Origin of the sequence: Mycobacterium sp. RTGN6, from assembly GCF_033804605.1 — a bacterium.
GTDB lineage: Bacteria > Actinomycetota > Actinomycetes > Mycobacteriales > Mycobacteriaceae > Mycobacterium.
On the sequence record NZ_JAPZKZ010000009.1, the window covers coordinates 257,139 to 272,217 of the forward strand.

Consider the following 15,079-nt stretch of genomic DNA (forward strand, 5'->3'; position numbering starts at 1 on the left):
CATGGTTGCAGGGTACCTGCGCGTCGGGCCGGGGCTTTCGATCAAGATCGCGGCGCCGACGCGATTCGCTCCTCCACGTTTACCGGAATTACCCGCTGGGTAAATACCCCCACGTCTTCCTGACGAAAAAACAAGGAGCATTGATCATGCGAGGTGGCGGAATCATCGGGGTCATCGTGCTCGTCTGGCTAGTGATAGGTGTGGTGGCCGCATACCAGCGCGACTACTTCAATACGGCGGTGAACAGCTGCGGCACCGCGGCGACGATCGCGCTAACGGTCATTGCGGGTCCGTTGAACTACACCAGCGTGAATCCAAAGGTGGCGGACTGCTCGCCTGCCGACCTGCCACAACCCGTTCAGTAGTACGGGCGTCAACGAGAGAAGGTTGCCATGATTGTCATCGGAGTGATTCTGGTCATTCTGGGCCTGGTCTTCGGGGTTCCGATCCTGACCTACGTCGGCGTTGTCGCGCTGGTCGTCGGGGCGGTGTTCTGGCTGCTCGGTAGGGCCGGACATGCGGTTGGCGGCAGGAAGGCCTGGTACTAACCTCGACGCGCGGAGTTCAACGCCGCGAGCGTCATCGCCCGTAGCACCGCGCGGGACGAGTCCGAGACGATGCCCGGCTTGATGCTGTGAGGCGTGGAGTTGAGTAGTCCGAACACCGCGTGAGCCATCAGTCGGGCGTCGGCCTCGTCGAGTGCGCCGTCGAGCTGGCGCTGCACCTCGACCCAGATCTCCACGTACTGCCGTTGCGCCTTGCGCACTTGTCGTTTCGCCGCGGCCGGCAGATGGCCGAGGTCGCGGTCCTGGATGCGAATCAGGTCGGACTCGCCGAACGCGAAGTCGAGGTGGAAGTCGATGAGCCCGTCGAGCGCCGCGGTGGGGGACGACGTCCGTGCGACGACGTCGGTGGCTCCGGCGAGCAGCCTGGTGCTGATCCCGACCAGGAGCTCGACGAGCAGTGCCTCCTTGTTGGGGAAGTGGCGGTAGATCGCTGGTCCGCTGACGCCCGCCGCGGCACCGATGTCCTCGAGGCGCACGGCGAGGAAGCCCCGCTCGGCCACCAGCCGTTCGGCTGCGGCGATGAGTTGGGAGCGACGGTCGGACTTGGCCTTGCTTCGGCGCGTCTCGGAGGGCTGCGACATGGGCATTGGCTCGCCTCCGATCGGGTGTGGACAGTTCGGTTAATCGTGACTAACATACCATCAGTTAGTCATCATTAACTCAACTGAACGGGTTCAGCGCTTGACTACGCGGGTATCGCATCGCGAACAACACTTGGAGCTGGTGACGCAGCTGCGCGCCAAGCTTTCGGCCGCCGCACTGGGTGGACCGGAGCGGGCCAGGGAACGTCACGTCAGCCGCGGCAAGCTGCTGCCCCGGGACCGGGTCGACGGCCTGCTCGATCCGGGCAGCCCCTTGCTGGAACTGGCGCCGCTGGCCGCCGACGGCATGTACGACGACGAATGCCCCGGCGCGGGCATGATCGCAGGCATCGGGCGGGTGTCGGGTCGCGAGTGCATGATCGTGGCCAACGACGCGACGGTCAAGGGCGGCACGTACTACCCGATCACGGTGAAGAAACACCTTCGCGCACAAGAGATTGCGGGCCAGAACCGGCTGCCGTGCGTCTACCTCGTCGACTCCGGCGGCGCGTTCCTGCCGCGCCAGGACGAGGTGTTCCCCGACCGCGAGCACTTCGGCCGGATCTTCTTCAACCAGGCCAACCTCAGCGCGCAAGGCATCCCGCAGATCGCGGCAGTGCTCGGCTCCTGCACCGCGGGTGGCGCCTACGTGCCCGCGATGAGCGACGAGGCCGTCATCGTGCGCAACCAGGGCACCATCTTCCTCGGCGGTCCGCCGCTGGTGAAGGCCGCGACGGGCGAGGTAGTCAGTGCCGAGGACCTCGGCGGTGGCGACCTGCACTCCAAGGTCTCCGGGGTGACCGACCACCTCGCGCACGACGATCGCGACGCGCTGCGCATCGTGCGTCGCATCGTCGCGACCCTCGGGCCGCGCACCCCCACCCCATGGGACGTGGCGCCGACCGTCGAGCCGATCGCCGACCAGACCGAGCTATACGACGTCGTCCCGACCGATCCGCGGGTGCCCTACGACGTCCACGAAGTCATCACCCGCATCGTCGACGGCGGTGACTTCGCCGAGTTCAAGGCCGAATACGGGTCGACGTTGGTCACCGGCTTCGCGCGCATCCACGGCCACCCAGTCGGCATCGTCGCCAACAACGGCGTGCTGTTCGGCGAATCCGCCCTCAAGGGTGCGCATTTCATCGAATTGTGCGACAAGCGATCCACGCCGCTGCTGTTCCTGCAGAACATCGCCGGGTTCATGGTCGGCCGCGACTACGAGGCGGGTGGCATCGCCAAACACGGCGCGAAGATGGTGACCGCCGTCGCCTGTGCGCGCGTGCCCAAGCTGACCGTCGTCATCGGCGGCTCGTACGGCGCGGGCAACTACTCCATGTGCGGACGCGCCTATTCGCCGCGCTTCCTGTGGATGTGGCCCAACGCGCGCATCTCGGTGATGGGCGGCGAGCAGGCCGCGTCGGTGCTCGCCACCGTCCGCGGCGACATGACGGCCGAGGAAGAAGAGGCGTTCAAGGCCCCGATCCGCGACCAGTACGAGCATCAGGGCAATCCGTACTACTCCACGGCGCGGCTGTGGGATGACGGAGTCATTGATCCAGCCGACACCAGAACCATTGTGGGTCTTGCGCTTTCCGTCGTCGCGCAGGCTCCGCTGGAGCCGGTGTCCTACGGCGTTTTCAGGATGTGATGATGAACCTCGACACCGTTCTGGTCGCAAACCGTGGGGAGATCGCGGTTCGGGTCATCCGCACGTTGCGGGCCATGGGAATTCGCTCCGTCGCGGTGTTCAGCGACGCCGATGCGGGCGCGCGACACGTCGCCGAGGCCGACGTCGCGGTGCGCATCGGTCCGGCACCGGCGCGCCAGAGTTACCTCTCGATAGACGCGATCCTCGAGGCCGTCCGCCGTACGGGCGCGCAGGCCGTTCATCCCGGATACGGATTCCTCTCGGAGAACTCCGAATTCGCCGACGCGCTGGACAAGGCGGGCGTCGTGTTCATCGGCCCGCCGGTCAAGGCGATCCAAACGATGGGCGACAAGATCGCCGCCAAGGCGGCGGTGTCGGCGTTCGGGGTGCCCGTCGTGCCAGGCATCTCGCGACCCGGGTTGACAGACGCGGACCTCATCGGCGGCGCAGGCGACATAGGATTTCCGGTCCTGGTGAAGCCGTCGGCTGGTGGTGGCGGCAAGGGCATGCGGGTGGTGCACGACGCCTCGGAGCTCCCCGCCGCACTCGTGTCCGCCCGCCGGGAGGCCGCCGCCGCGTTCGGCGACGACACGCTGTTCCTAGAGCGGTTCGTGCTGAACCCCAGGCACATCGAGGTCCAGGTCGTCGCCGACGCTCACGGCAACGTCATCCACTTCGGCGAGCGCGAGTGCAGTCTGCAACGCCGCCACCAGAAGGTCATCGAGGAAGCGCCGTCGCCGCTGCTGGACGCGCCGACCAGGGCCCGCATCGGCGCCGCGGCCTGCGACACGGCGCGCAGCGTCGACTACACCGGCGCGGGAACGGTCGAGTTCATCGTGTCCGCCGACCGGCCCGACGAGTTCTTCTTCATGGAGATGAACACGCGGCTACAGGTCGAGCACCCCGTCACCGAACTCGTCACCGGCGTCGATCTCGTCGAACTGCAGGTGCGGATCGCGTCGGGGGAGAAGCTCGCAATCTCGCAGGACGACGTCGCGATGACGGGGCACGCCATCGAGGCCCGCGTCTACGCCGAGGACCCAGCGCGTGACTTCCTTCCGACGGGCGGGACCGTGCTCGCCGTCGTGGAATCGCCCAGTGCGCGAAACGATTCGGGCATCTACGCCGGCAGCGTCATAGGCAGCGACTACGACCCGATGCTCGCCAAGGTCATCACCCACGCCGCCGACCGGCCCGCCGCGCTGGCGGCCCTCGACCGCGCGCTCGCCGAGACCGCGGTGCTTGGCGTCACCACCAACGTCGACTTCCTGCGCTTCCTACTCGCCGATCCCGACGTGGTGGCCGGTCGGCTCGACACCGGCCTGCTGGACAGGCGCACCCCCGACTACTCCGGTGGCGACGCGGGTGACGACGAGTTCATCGCGGCCGCCGCCTACCGCTGGCTGTCGCGCTGGCCCGCCGTTCCCGGCGACTCGTGGGACGTGCCGTCGGGTTGGCGGATGGGGCCGCACGCGTCGAACGCGATCCGGCTGCACGCCGGAGAGCGCACCGACCACGTCCACCTCGCGGGTATCCCCGGTGCGGCCACGGCAAGGATCGAAGACGGCGAAACCCGTCCGCTGTCAGCCAGTCTCGTCGGGAACCAGCTCGTCGTCACGCTCGACGGCCTTCGCACCGAATACGTCGTCGCGGCCGCCGACGGACGAGTCTGGCTGGCCGGAAACGGGCGTACGACGGTGGTCGAAGAGGTTCGCGAGGCACCGGTCCGGCCCGACGACGAACACAGTGGCGACGCGGAACTGCTGAGCCCCATGCCCGGATCGGTGGTCGCCATCGGCGTCGAGCACGGTGCCGAGATCGACGCAGGCACGGTCGTCGTCACCGTCGAGGCCATGAAGATGGAACACGCACTGACCGCGCCGGTCGACGGCGTTGTCGAACTACTCGTCGCCGTCGGCGACCAAGTCAAGGTGGGCCAGCCGCTGGCCCGGATCACCGTTTCAACCGAGGAGTCCCCGTCATGAGTGACTTTCTGTCCACCGGCACCCTGCCGGACCACTACGAGCAGCTGGCGAAGACGGTCCGCGACTTCGCCCGCACCGTCGTCGCCCCGGTGGCCGCCAAGCACGACGCCGAGCACTCGTTCCCGTACGAGGTCGTCGCGGGCATGGCCGACATGGGGTTGTTCGGGCTGCCATTCCCCGAGGAGTACGGCGGCATGGGCGGCGACTACTTCGCGCTGTGTCTGGCGCTTGAGGAGCTCGGCAAGGTCGATCAGAGCGTCGCGATCACCCTGGAAGCCGGGGTGTCGCTGGGCGCAATGCCGGTGTACCGCTTCGGAAACGACGAGCAGAAGCAGGAGTGGCTGCCCCTGCTCGCCAGCGGCAAGGCGCTCGGCGCGTTCGGGCTCACCGAGGCGGGCGGCGGAACCGACGCCGGCGCCACCAAGACCACCGCCAAGCTCGACGACGGCCATTGGATCATCAACGGCTCCAAACAGTTCATCACCAACTCCGGAACCGACATCACCAAGCTGGTGACCGTGACCGCGGTGACCGGCGAGGCCGGCGGCAAGAAGGAGATCTCGTCGATCCTGGTTCCGGTTCCCACGGAGGGCTTCACCGCCGAACCGGCGTACAACAAGGTCGGCTGGAACGCATCCGACACTCATCCGCTGAGCTTCGACGATGTGCGAGTGCCGCAGGAGAACTTGCTCGGTGAGCGCGGCCGCGGCTACGCGAACTTCCTGCGCATCCTCGACGAGGGCCGCATCGCGATCGCGGCGCTGTCGGTCGGTGCGGCGCAGGGGTGCGTCGACGAATGCGTGAAGTACGCCAAGGAGCGCGAGGCGTTCGGCGCGGCGATCGGCACGTACCAGGCCATCGCGTTCAAGATTGCCCGCATGGAGGCCCGCGCGTACACGGCCCGCACCGCCTACTACGACGCCGCCGCGCTGATGCTGGCGGGCAAGCCCTTCAAGAAGGCCGCGGCGATCGCCAAGTTGGTGGCGAGCGAGGCGGCCATGGACAACGCCCGAGACGCCACGCAGGTGTTCGGCGGCTACGGTTTCATGAACGAGTATCCCGTGGCGCGGCACTACCGGGACAGCAAGATCCTCGAGATCGGTGAAGGGACAACGGAAGTGCAGCTGATGCTCATCGCCCGGGAGGCCGGGTTGTGACCGACGAACGCAAAGTCGTCACCCAGCGCGGGCTGTGGTTCGAGGAGTTCGAGCCAGGCGTGCTCTACCAGCACCGGCCCGGCCGCACCATCACCGAGGCCGACAACGTGCTGTTCACCACGCTCACGATGAACACCCAGGCGCTGCACCTGGATGCGGCGTTCGCCGAGACGCAAGAGCCGTTCCGCCAGCGGCTGGTGAACTCGATGTTCACGTTGTCGACGCTCGTCGGCCTCTCGGTAGCGCAGTTGACCCAGGGCACCATCCTCGGCAACCTCGGCTTCGGCGACGTCGCGTTCCCCAAGCCGTTGTTCCACGGCGACACGCTGTACGCCGAGACCGAGGTCACCGACAAGCGCGAGTCGAAGAGCCGCCCGGGCGAGGGCATCGTCACGTTCGCTCACGTCGGCCGCAACCAGCACGGTGACGTCGTCGCGACCGCGTCGCGAAAGACCATGGTGCGCAAGCGACCTGCCGAGGAGGTCTCCTGATGGCATTGGGCAACAACGGGCCAGGGTGGTTGTTCTGCCCGGCTGATCGTCCCGAACGGTTCGAGAAGGCCGCCGCGGCAGCCGACGTCGTGATCCTCGACCTCGAGGATGGCGTGGCCGCCAAGGACCGCGACGCCGCCCGAAAGGCCCTGATCGACACCCCGCTCGATCCCAGCAAGACCGTCGTGCGAATCAACCCGGTCACCACGCCGGACCACCTGCCGGACCTCGAGGCCCTCAAGTCCACCGACTACACCACCGTGATGCTGGCGAAGACCGAAACCCCAGAGCAGATCGCGTCGCTGGCCCCGCTGGACGTGGTGGTGTTGATCGAGACGCCGTTGGCGGCGCTGGTGGTCGCCGAACTGGCGCGGGTCGACAACGCCTTCGCCGTGATGTGGGGTGCCGAGGACTTGTTCGCGGTACTCGGCGGCACGGCGAACCGCAACGCCGACGGCAGCTACCGCGACGTCGCGAGGCACGTGCGGTCGCAGAGCCTGCTGGCCGCCAAGGCGTACGGGCGGATGGCGCTCGATTCGGTGTACCTCGACATCAAGGACCTCGACGGGCTGGCGGCCGAGACCGACGACGCCGTCGCGGTCGGGTTTGACGCCAAGGTCGCCATCCATCCGACGCAGGTCGCCGTCATCCGGTCCGGCTATGCGCCGTCCGAGAAGCAGGTCGACTGGGCCCGGCGCGTGCTCGACACGGCACGCGATCAACGCGGCGTCTTCCAATTCGAAGGCATAATGGTGGATGCCCCAGTGCTGCGGCGAGCAGAGCGCATCGTCGCGTTGGCGCCACACCCCGGCAGCTGACGGACGGACCCCCCACCAGGGGTTTTGCTCTGACCGCCTCCGTACTGAGCACCTCAGTCGCCTGACGGCGCGACCCGCCGCCAGTGACCCTAGGAGGCGGTATGGCCGGGTTCGTGGCATCTCCGACGCACTTCGACGTCGACGTTGAGCCGATTCAACTGGTGGCGCCCGACGGGGCCGCGACCGCCGAAACCCGATACCGAAGAGACCTCCCACCCGAGACGCTGGTCTGGCTCTACGAGTCGATGGTCGTTACGCGGGAACTCGACACCGAGTTCATCAACCTGCAACGCCAAGGCGAGCTCGCCCTGTTCGCGTCGTGCCGCGGCCAGGAGGCCGCTCAGGTCGGTGCGACGGCGTGCCTGCGCAAGACCGACTGGCTGTTCCCGCAGTACCGCGAACTCGGCGCGCTCCTGGTGCGCGGCATCGCGCCCGCCCAGATGGCTGCGGTGTGGCGCGGCCGTTGGCACGGCGGGCTGGAGTTCACCAAGAAGTGTTGCGCGCCCTTGGCGATTCCGATCGGCACCCACGGATTGCACGCCGTCGGCGCGGCGATGGCTGCCCAGCGTCTTGAGGAGCACTCCGTCACCGTCGCCTTCCTTGGTGACGGCGCAACGTCGGAGGGTGACGCCCACGAGGCGCTGAACCTGGCCGCCGTGTTCGGGGCGCCGTGCGTGTTCTTCGTACAGAACAATCAGTGGGCCATCTCGGTGCCGGTCGAACGACAGCAGGCCGGCCCGACGCTGGCGCACCGGGCCATCGGCTACGGCATGCCGGGCATCCGGGTGGACGGCAACGACGTGCTCGCGTGCTACGCGGTGATGGAGCAGGCCGCCGCAAGGGCCAGAGCAGGGGGCGGGCCGACGTTCATCGAGGCGGTGACCTATCGGATGGGTCCACACACCACGTCCGACGACCCGACCAGATACCGGGCCGACGACGAGGTCGAACGTTGGCGCGCAAGGGATCCCATCGCGCGCTACCGCACGTATCTGGAGTCGGTGAGCGTGTGGACGGCGCGCATCGAGGAACGGGTGGCGGGACGCGCGGCGCGGTTGCGCTCCGAGCTGCGCGACGCCGTCATCAACACGCCCGACGTGGACGTGGCCGAGGTCTTCGACACCGTCTATCACGACATCACCCCCGAGCTCGCGCGCCAACGCGACCAGCTGGCAGCCGAATTGGCGAAGGAGGCATCATCATGACGCAGATCATCGAACGGCCCTTCGGGCTCGGGGACGACGCGCACGAACCGTTCCTGACGCCGGTGCCGGCCACCTCGACGTCCACCATGGCCCAAGCGATCAACGGCGCATTGCACGACGCGATGGCCGCCGACGAGCGAGTGCTCGTCTTCGGTGAGGACGTCGCCCGGTTGGGTGGCGTGTTCCGGGTAACCGAAGGGCTGGCCGAAACGTTCGGTGAGCAACGCTGTTTCGACACGCCGCTGGCGGAGTCCGCGATCATCGGCATCGCGATCGGGATGGCGATCCGTGGCTTCGTGCCGGTGCCGGAGCTTCAGTTCGACGGGTTCGCCGCACCGGCGTTCGACCAGTTGGTCAGCCATCTGGCCAAGTACCGGATGCGCACCCACGGGGACGTCGACATGCCGGTCACCGTGCGCATCCCGTCCTTCGGTGGAATCGGTGCGGTGGAACACCATTCGGAGTCGACTGAGTCGTATTGGTTGCACACGGCGGGGTTGAAGGTGGTCGTGCCGTCGACTCCGACCGACGCGTATTGGCTGCTGCGGTATGCGATCGCCGACCGCGACCCGGTGATCTTCCTCGAGCCCAAGCGCCGCTACTGGACGAAGGAGTTCGTCGACACCACCAACCCGGCAGACCCGATCGGGCGTGCGGCGCTCCGCAGACCCGGCGACGACGTCACGGTGATCACCTATGGCTCCTTGGTGGCCACGGCGCTGAACGCCGCCGAGTTGGTCGCCGATGACTACGGACTCGAAGTCATCGATCTGCGCTCGCTCAACCCGCTGGACTTCGAGACGATCGCAACGTCGGTGCGCAAGACCGGGCGTGCGGTGGTGATGCACGAGGGGCCGCGAACCCTCGGCTTCGGCGCCGAACTCGCCGCCCGCATCCAGGAAGAGTTGTTCTACGACCTCGAAGCTCCGGTGTTGCGCGCCACCGGATTCGATACGCCCTACCCGCCGGCCCGGCTGGAGAAGATCTGGTTGCCCGGGGTTGACCGACTACTCGACTGCGTCGAGAAGGCGATGAGCCAGCCATGACCGACACAACCGTGCTGGACTTCCTGGTACCCGACCTCGGTGAGGGGCTGGAGGACGCGACGATCACCGAGTGGAACGTCGCGGTCGGCGACGAGGTCACGCTCAACCAGACGTTGTGCACGGTCGAGACCAACAAGGCGCAGGTCGAGTTGCCCAGCCCGTACGCGGGCCGCATCACCGAACTCGGCGGCGTCGAGGGCGAAACCCTGCGCGTCGGAACGGTGCTGGTGCGCATCGCGACGTCGGCGGATGCACCTGCGCGCAAGCCCGTTCTCGTCGGCTACGGCACCGACGATGCGATGGACGGAACCAGGCGCCGGCCCCGGGCCAAGCCGGCGGTGCGCAAACTGGCCAACGACCTCGACGTCGACATGTACACCGTCGCACCGGGCTCGGGTCCCGGCGGCATCGTCACACGCGACGACGTGCTCGCCGCGGCCCGCCCGGCCGCCGTGCCCGCCCAGGAGGACGTTCGCGTCGGGGGCGTCCGGCTGGAGATGGCTCGTCGAATGGCGTTGTCCCGGCACGAGATTCCCGATGCGCACGCCTCGGTGACGGTCGACTGCACGCGCCTGCTCGCGCTGCGGGACCGGTTGCGTGACGCCGGCGCCGATTCGATCACGCCATTCGCGCTGACGCTGCGACTGCTCGTGCTCGTGTTGCGTCACCATCCGATGCTCAACGCGACCTGGGTGGACACCGTCGACGGACCCCGCATCCACGTCCATCCGGCGATCCACCTCGGCGTCGGGGTGGCGGCCCCCCGCGGGCTGCTGGTGCCCGTCGTCATGGATGCGCAGCACAAGACCACCCGAGAACTCGCGGCCGTCGTCGCCCGACTGATCGCCGACGCGCGGGCGGGCACACTCAAACCCGTTGAACTGCAAGGCTCCACGTTCACGGTGTCCAACTTCGGTGCCCTTGGCCTCGACGAGGGCGTGCCCGTCATCAACCACCCCGAGGCGGCGATCCTCGGCGTGGGGTCGCTCAAGCCACGGGCCGTGGTCGTCGACGACGCCGTCGTCGCACGTCCGACGATGACCCTCACGTGCGCCTTCGATCACCGCGTCGCCGATGGCGCGCAGGTGGCCGCATTCCTGTGCGAGCTCCGCGACCTCGTCGAATCGCCCGACCTGGCCCTGCTCGACCTCTGACCTACTTGCGCTGGGCGGCGGCCAATCGCGCGGCGAACTCGGGTGATTCGATGGACCGGGCTTGCGGCCCGAGCTCGACGTCCACCGCGATGCGGTGCTGGTCCAGGTCGACGGTGCCTGGGTTGGCCGTCGCCCGCATCGACGCCTTGGTGGCGATGACGACGTCGCGCGGCGCCGAGGCAGGTCCGGCGGCCAGGGCGCGGGAAGCCGCGACTGGATCGTCGGCGACCTCCAGGGCGAGCCCGTATCGCACGGCGGCCTCGGCGTCGAAGCGCATGCCGAACAAGAGTGCGGCCCGCGCCACCTGCGGGCCGACTGCGCGCTGGAGCATCCACGTCGCGCCGCCACCGGGGTGGATGCCGAGCTTCTGAAACCGTGGATCGAACAATGCCCCGGGGCCCGCGATGCGCACGTCGGCGGCGAGTGCGAGGTTCAGGCCGGCGCCAACGGCAGGCCCGTTGACGGCGGCGATGGTCGGCAGAGTGCATTGCGCGACGGCGAGGAATCCGTCGTAGATGACGCGAAGTCCGTCCTCGGTCGCGGCGCCAAGGGCGGTGAGGTTGGCGCCCGCGCAGAACGCCTTGCCCGCGCCGGTCAGGATCACCGCGTGCACGTCGGGATTGGCCTCGGCCGCCTCGACGGCAGCCCTCAGTGCAGCGGAGCTCTCCGCGGTAACGGCATTGCGGCGATCGGGATCGTTGACGGTGATGAGGGCGACGTGATCATCGACGCTCGTGAGAACCAGGTCAGACACCCACTCAGCGTAGTGATGGGTGTCGATGCGCCGGGTTCAGCCCGCCGCGTTGGGGCGAAGGGGCGGGCATCGACCGTCCTGGTCGACGGCGAGTTCGAAGTGCCAGTTCTCGTTGGCGTAGATCTGGCATAGCCCGAACTGTGCGCCGTTGCGGATGAGCCACTCGGACGCGCCTGTGCCCGTGATGTCCACCGCTTCGCCGGTCACGTGTTTCGAGGCCTCAGGTGATGCGACGAACTGCTGCGCGACGGCCACGCTGCCGTACTGGCGGACGGCGTCGTCGAACAGTCGTTGCTGAAAGCCCTTGGAGCGCCAGCCCGACGTGAGCGTCATGTCGACGCCCTGGGCGTGGGCGGCGTCGGTGGCATCCTGAATCGCCTTGAGCAGCAACGGATCAAGGCGTGCCACGGGTGCAATGGTGATGTCGAATGGGCTGAACGTCCGACCGTCGGGGAGCCACCCGTTCCACGTGTCGATGGCGCCGCCGCCGATTGTCAGCGGGGTCGCGCCGTCGGACGACACGACGGGTACCGCGTTGAATGCCGGAGTGGTGGACGTGGTCGACCGGACTGGCGCCGGCGCGCACCCGGCAAGTGCCGCGACGAGCACCGCGACGAGCGCAGCACCGACCCGCCACCACCGTCTCACGTCGTCGCCCCCAAGATCCGCTGTCGGCGCCGTTCGCCGGCTACGTCCCAACCTGTCGAGCCTAGGTGGCCGCCGTGTTCGCAGCAGAGCAGGATGGTCGGGTGGACATCTCTTCGAGCACAGCACTGGTCACTGGCGCCAACCGAGGGCTTGGCAAACAATTCGTGTCTGAACTGCTGCGACGGGGCGCACGCGTCTATGCCGGTGCCCGCGATCCGGGTTCGATCGACGTCGACGGTGCGATCCCGATCGCGGTGGACATCACAGATCCGGAGTCGGTGGCGGCGGCCGCCGCGACAGCGGGCGACGTGACGCTGCTGATCAACAACGCGGGCATCGGCATCGGCGTCAACCTGCTCACGGGCGACCTCGACGGCGCCCGAAGCGAGCTGGACACCAACTACTTCGGCACACTGTCGGCGATCCGGGCGTTCGCTCCGGTCATCGAGCACAACGGAGGTGGCGCGATCCTCAACGTGTTGTCGGTGTTGTCCTGGTTCAGCATCCCGGACTCCGGTGGGTACTGCGCCTCGAAGTCGGCAGCCTGGTCGATGACCAACGCGGTGCGCGCCGGACTGGCCGACAAGGGAATTCGGGTGACCGCGTTGCACGTCGGACTCATGGACACCGACATGGGGGCTGGGATCGACGCCCCCAAGGCCGATCCGGCCGACGTGGCCGCGCAGGCGCTCGACGGTATCGCCGCGGGGGCCTACGAGGTGCTGGCCGACGACGTCAGCCGCGGTGTCCAGGCCGGCCTGTCGAAGGGCGTCGCCGGGATCTACCCGCAGTTCGCGAACTGACGGACGCTGCCCGGAAAACGACTTTGGAGAAATGTGAGGGAATCGGCGCCACTGGCCGCTCCTAGCAGGTGAACGCAGCCCGACCGGGCCGCGACGACCTGAAGGAGAACACTATGAGCACCACTTCGAGCACCTCCACCCGCCGTCGGATCACCGCCGCCACCTTGCTGATCGCCGCAGGTGCCGTCGTTGCCGGAGGGCTTGGCGCTGCGACCGCCAACGCGCGCCCCATCGGTCCCACCGTCCCGGGGAAGCCCGGAGCGCCGGTTCAGGTGGGCCCGGCCAGCCCCACGCAGTACTCGGCGATCGCCCTGTCGTCGGAGACCGGAGTCTGGGCCACCTGGGTGAATGCGGGTTCGAGGAACGACGCCTACGTCAACGCGCTCAGCGCCTGCCAGAACGCAGGCGGGAGCCAATGCGTCGTGACCGACATTGCCGAGAGCAAGTGCACCGCGCTCGCCGTCAACCCCCTCGCCTGGGAGCTGTGGCATGCCGGCCAGGGGCCGACCGTGATCAGCTCGCAGACCGCGGCCCTTCAGTCGACCGGTGGCTACCGCATCGCCACGGTGGCGTGTTCGAACGGCGGAGCGACCATGTCGTTCACCGGGCACGTGGGTCAGCTTGCGGGGTCTTGAGTCTCGCGTCGCCGAACTCGTTGCGGGACGCTACAGCTGGGCCCAGACCGACTTCGTCTTCAGGTAGGCCTCGATGCCCTCCTGGCCGAACTCATGGCCCCAGCCGGATTGTTTGTACCCTCCGAAGGGCACCGCGTGGTCGAAGACCAACTGGCAGTTGATCGTTACGGTTCCGGCCTGCAGCCGCTTGCCGAGCCGATGCGCGCGGCTGAGGTTGTTGGTCCACGCGGTGGCGGCCAGTCCGTAGGTGGTGTCGTTGGCCATCGCGACGGCCTCGTCTTCGTCGTCGAACGGCAGGATCGTGACCACGGGCCCGAAGATCTCCTGCTGGTAGAGCCTGCTCGTAGCGGGGTCGACGTTGGTGAGCACGGTTGGGTGTACGAAGTAGCCCTTGCGATCCAGTCGGTACCCGCCTGCGACGACCTCGACGCCGTCTGCGCGGCCCTCGTCGATGAAGCCCATGACCCGGGTGAGCTGCTTGGCACTGATCAGCGGGCCGCTCATGGTGCCCTCTTCCTCGGGGCCACCGAGCTTCATGAAGTTCGCCACGCCCGCGATGCCTTCGACGACCTGGTCGTAGACGCCGCGCTGGACGAAGATCCGTGAGCCGCACACACATCCCTGTCCGGAGTGCACGAAGATGCCCATCGCGGCCATGAAGATCGCCTTGTCCAGGTCGGCGTCGTCGTAGATCAGCACCGGCGACTTGCCGCCGAGCTCCAGCATCACCTTCTTCAGGTTGCCCGCTGAGGCCCGCACGATCTCCTTGCCGATCTCGGTCGATCCGGTGAACGCGACCTTCTCGACGTCGGGATGGGCGGTGATCGCCGCGCCTGCAGTGTGGCCGTATCCGGTCAGCAGGTTCACCACACCGTCGGGCACGCCGGCCTCGGCGATGAGCCGGATCAGAAGCAGCGCCGAGAGCGGCGTCTCCTCGGCGGGTTTGACGACCATGCTGCAGCCCGCCGCAAGTGCTGGCGCGAGCTTGGCGCAGGCGTTGAAGATCGGGCCGTTCCACGGGAAGATCAGCCCGACAACGCTGTAGGGCTCCTTGCGCGTGTAGGTGTGCATGTCGACCCAGTTGTCCGACGCGATGCCCGCGGTCTTCACGTCGTAGGCGTTGCCGCTGATCTTGGAACACCACCCCGCGTAGTAACGGAAGAACTCGGCACAGTTCGGCAGGCCCAACTGCGCATGCATCAGTGGCATGCCGGTGTTCAGCGAGTCGAGTTGTGCGAGTTCCTCGGCGTGCTCGTCGATGAGGTCGGCAATGCGCCACATGATCTTGGCGCGTGCGCGCCCGGGGAGTTCGGACCACACCCCGGCTTCGAAGGCCGCCTTCGCGCGGGCGACGGCCTCGTTGACCGCCTCCGCGCCGCAGTCGGTGAACTCGGCGATCTGCTCTTCGGTCGCGGGATTGATGATCGCAATCACCTCACCCGTGCCTGGGCGTTCGCGGATCTCGTCCAACACCGCCTGCAGCGTCATCTTCGATGCCTTCCCTCGTCGCCGTGGCGCTCGATGCGCCCCGATGCTGAGCACCTGCTTAGCATCGATGGCACACCGCGGTCAACATCTGCATGCG

16 protein-coding genes are annotated in these 15,079 nt (G+C 67.7%); 12 read left to right on the forward strand and 4 right to left on the reverse strand.

Going from position 1 to position 15,079, the window contains the following annotated elements; translation table 11 throughout:
* The first annotated feature begins 146 nt into the window (after positions 1 to 146).
* Positions 147 to 365 carry a hypothetical protein gene (locus SLQ33_RS22830; RefSeq protein ID WP_319456150.1) on the forward strand — a complete coding sequence of 73 codons (219 nt, stop codon included), beginning with the start codon at positions 147 to 149 and terminating at the stop codon, positions 363 to 365.
* A 27-nt stretch (positions 366 to 392) separates the two neighbouring features.
* The gene (locus tag SLQ33_RS22835; RefSeq protein ID WP_319456151.1) at positions 393 to 548 is read left to right on the forward strand and encodes a DUF6131 family protein; all 156 of its coding nucleotides are present in this window, start codon (positions 393 to 395) and stop codon (positions 546 to 548) included.
* On the opposite strand, the gene SLQ33_RS22840 is transcribed toward SLQ33_RS22835, so the two are convergent.
* Positions 545 to 1,147, reverse strand: a complete 603-nt coding sequence (locus SLQ33_RS22840) for a TetR/AcrR family transcriptional regulator (RefSeq protein ID WP_319456152.1) — start codon at positions 1,145 to 1,147, stop codon at positions 545 to 547. The genes SLQ33_RS22835 and SLQ33_RS22840 overlap by 4 nt on opposite strands.
* A 100-nt stretch (positions 1,148 to 1,247) precedes the next feature.
* Here SLQ33_RS22840 and SLQ33_RS22845 point away from each other — a divergent pair, with 100 nt between their 5' ends.
* The 8 genes from SLQ33_RS22845 (at position 1,248) to SLQ33_RS22880 (ending at position 10,654) form a co-directional block, all read left to right on the forward strand.
* Positions 1,248 to 2,798, forward strand: a complete 1,551-nt coding sequence (locus SLQ33_RS22845; RefSeq protein ID WP_319456153.1) for a carboxyl transferase domain-containing protein — start codon at positions 1,248 to 1,250, stop codon at positions 2,796 to 2,798.
* Positions 2,799 to 2,800: 2 nt separating this feature from the next.
* Positions 2,801 to 4,783 carry a biotin carboxylase N-terminal domain-containing protein gene (locus tag SLQ33_RS22850; protein ID WP_319456154.1) on the forward strand — a complete coding sequence of 661 codons (1,983 nt, stop codon included), beginning with the start codon at positions 2,801 to 2,803 and terminating at the stop codon, positions 4,781 to 4,783.
* Positions 4,780 to 5,940: an acyl-CoA dehydrogenase family protein gene (locus SLQ33_RS22855; RefSeq protein ID WP_319456155.1), complete on the forward strand. Its 1,161-nt coding sequence runs from the start codon at positions 4,780 to 4,782 to the stop codon at positions 5,938 to 5,940. Before SLQ33_RS22850 ends, SLQ33_RS22855 begins: the two co-directional genes overlap by 4 nt.
* Complete coding sequence (locus SLQ33_RS22860; protein WP_319456156.1) at positions 5,937 to 6,431, forward strand: MaoC family dehydratase; 495 nt, start codon at positions 5,937 to 5,939, stop codon at positions 6,429 to 6,431. Before SLQ33_RS22855 ends, SLQ33_RS22860 begins: the two co-directional genes overlap by 4 nt.
* Positions 6,431 to 7,249, forward strand: coding sequence for a CoA ester lyase (locus SLQ33_RS22865; protein WP_319456157.1), 819 nt, complete (start codon positions 6,431 to 6,433; stop codon positions 7,247 to 7,249). The genes SLQ33_RS22860 and SLQ33_RS22865 overlap by 1 nt, the downstream gene beginning before the upstream one ends.
* 101 nt (positions 7,250 to 7,350) lie before the next feature.
* Positions 7,351 to 8,454, forward strand: a complete 1,104-nt coding sequence (gene pdhA / locus SLQ33_RS22870; RefSeq protein ID WP_319456158.1) for a pyruvate dehydrogenase (acetyl-transferring) E1 component subunit alpha — start codon at positions 7,351 to 7,353, stop codon at positions 8,452 to 8,454.
* Positions 8,451 to 9,500: an alpha-ketoacid dehydrogenase subunit beta gene (locus SLQ33_RS22875; RefSeq protein WP_319456159.1), complete on the forward strand. Its 1,050-nt coding sequence runs from the start codon at positions 8,451 to 8,453 to the stop codon at positions 9,498 to 9,500. Before pdhA ends, SLQ33_RS22875 begins: the two co-directional genes overlap by 4 nt.
* Entirely contained in the window at positions 9,497 to 10,654 is a 1,158-nt protein-coding gene (locus SLQ33_RS22880; protein ID WP_319456160.1) for a dihydrolipoamide acetyltransferase family protein, read from the forward strand. Before SLQ33_RS22875 ends, SLQ33_RS22880 begins: the two co-directional genes overlap by 4 nt.
* 1 nt (position 10,655) lies before the next feature.
* Here SLQ33_RS22880 and SLQ33_RS22885 read toward each other — a convergent pair whose 3' ends face one another.
* Positions 10,656 to 11,408, reverse strand: a complete 753-nt coding sequence (locus SLQ33_RS22885) for an enoyl-CoA hydratase (RefSeq protein WP_413467700.1) — start codon at positions 11,406 to 11,408, stop codon at positions 10,656 to 10,658.
* A 36-nt stretch (positions 11,409 to 11,444) separates the two neighbouring features.
* The gene (locus SLQ33_RS22890; protein WP_319456161.1) at positions 11,445 to 12,056 is read right to left on the reverse strand and encodes a M15 family metallopeptidase; all 612 of its coding nucleotides are present in this window, start codon (positions 12,054 to 12,056) and stop codon (positions 11,445 to 11,447) included.
* 101 nt (positions 12,057 to 12,157) lie between these two features.
* Between SLQ33_RS22890 and SLQ33_RS22895 the strand changes: the two genes are divergently transcribed.
* Together SLQ33_RS22895 and SLQ33_RS22900 are read left to right on the forward strand one after the other, a co-directional pair.
* Positions 12,158 to 12,859 carry an SDR family oxidoreductase gene (locus SLQ33_RS22895; RefSeq protein WP_319456162.1) on the forward strand — a complete coding sequence of 234 codons (702 nt, stop codon included), beginning with the start codon at positions 12,158 to 12,160 and terminating at the stop codon, positions 12,857 to 12,859.
* Between the two features lie 113 nt (positions 12,860 to 12,972).
* Positions 12,973 to 13,494 carry a DUF4189 domain-containing protein gene (locus SLQ33_RS22900; protein ID WP_319456163.1) on the forward strand — a complete coding sequence of 174 codons (522 nt, stop codon included), beginning with the start codon at positions 12,973 to 12,975 and terminating at the stop codon, positions 13,492 to 13,494.
* Positions 13,495 to 13,524: 30 nt separating this feature from the next.
* Here SLQ33_RS22900 and SLQ33_RS22905 read toward each other — a convergent pair whose 3' ends face one another.
* Positions 13,525 to 14,982 (reverse strand): aldehyde dehydrogenase family protein, encoded by a 1,458-nt coding sequence (locus SLQ33_RS22905; protein ID WP_319456164.1) that lies wholly within the window; start codon positions 14,980 to 14,982, stop codon positions 13,525 to 13,527.
* Positions 14,983 to 15,079: the final 97 nt, after the last annotated feature.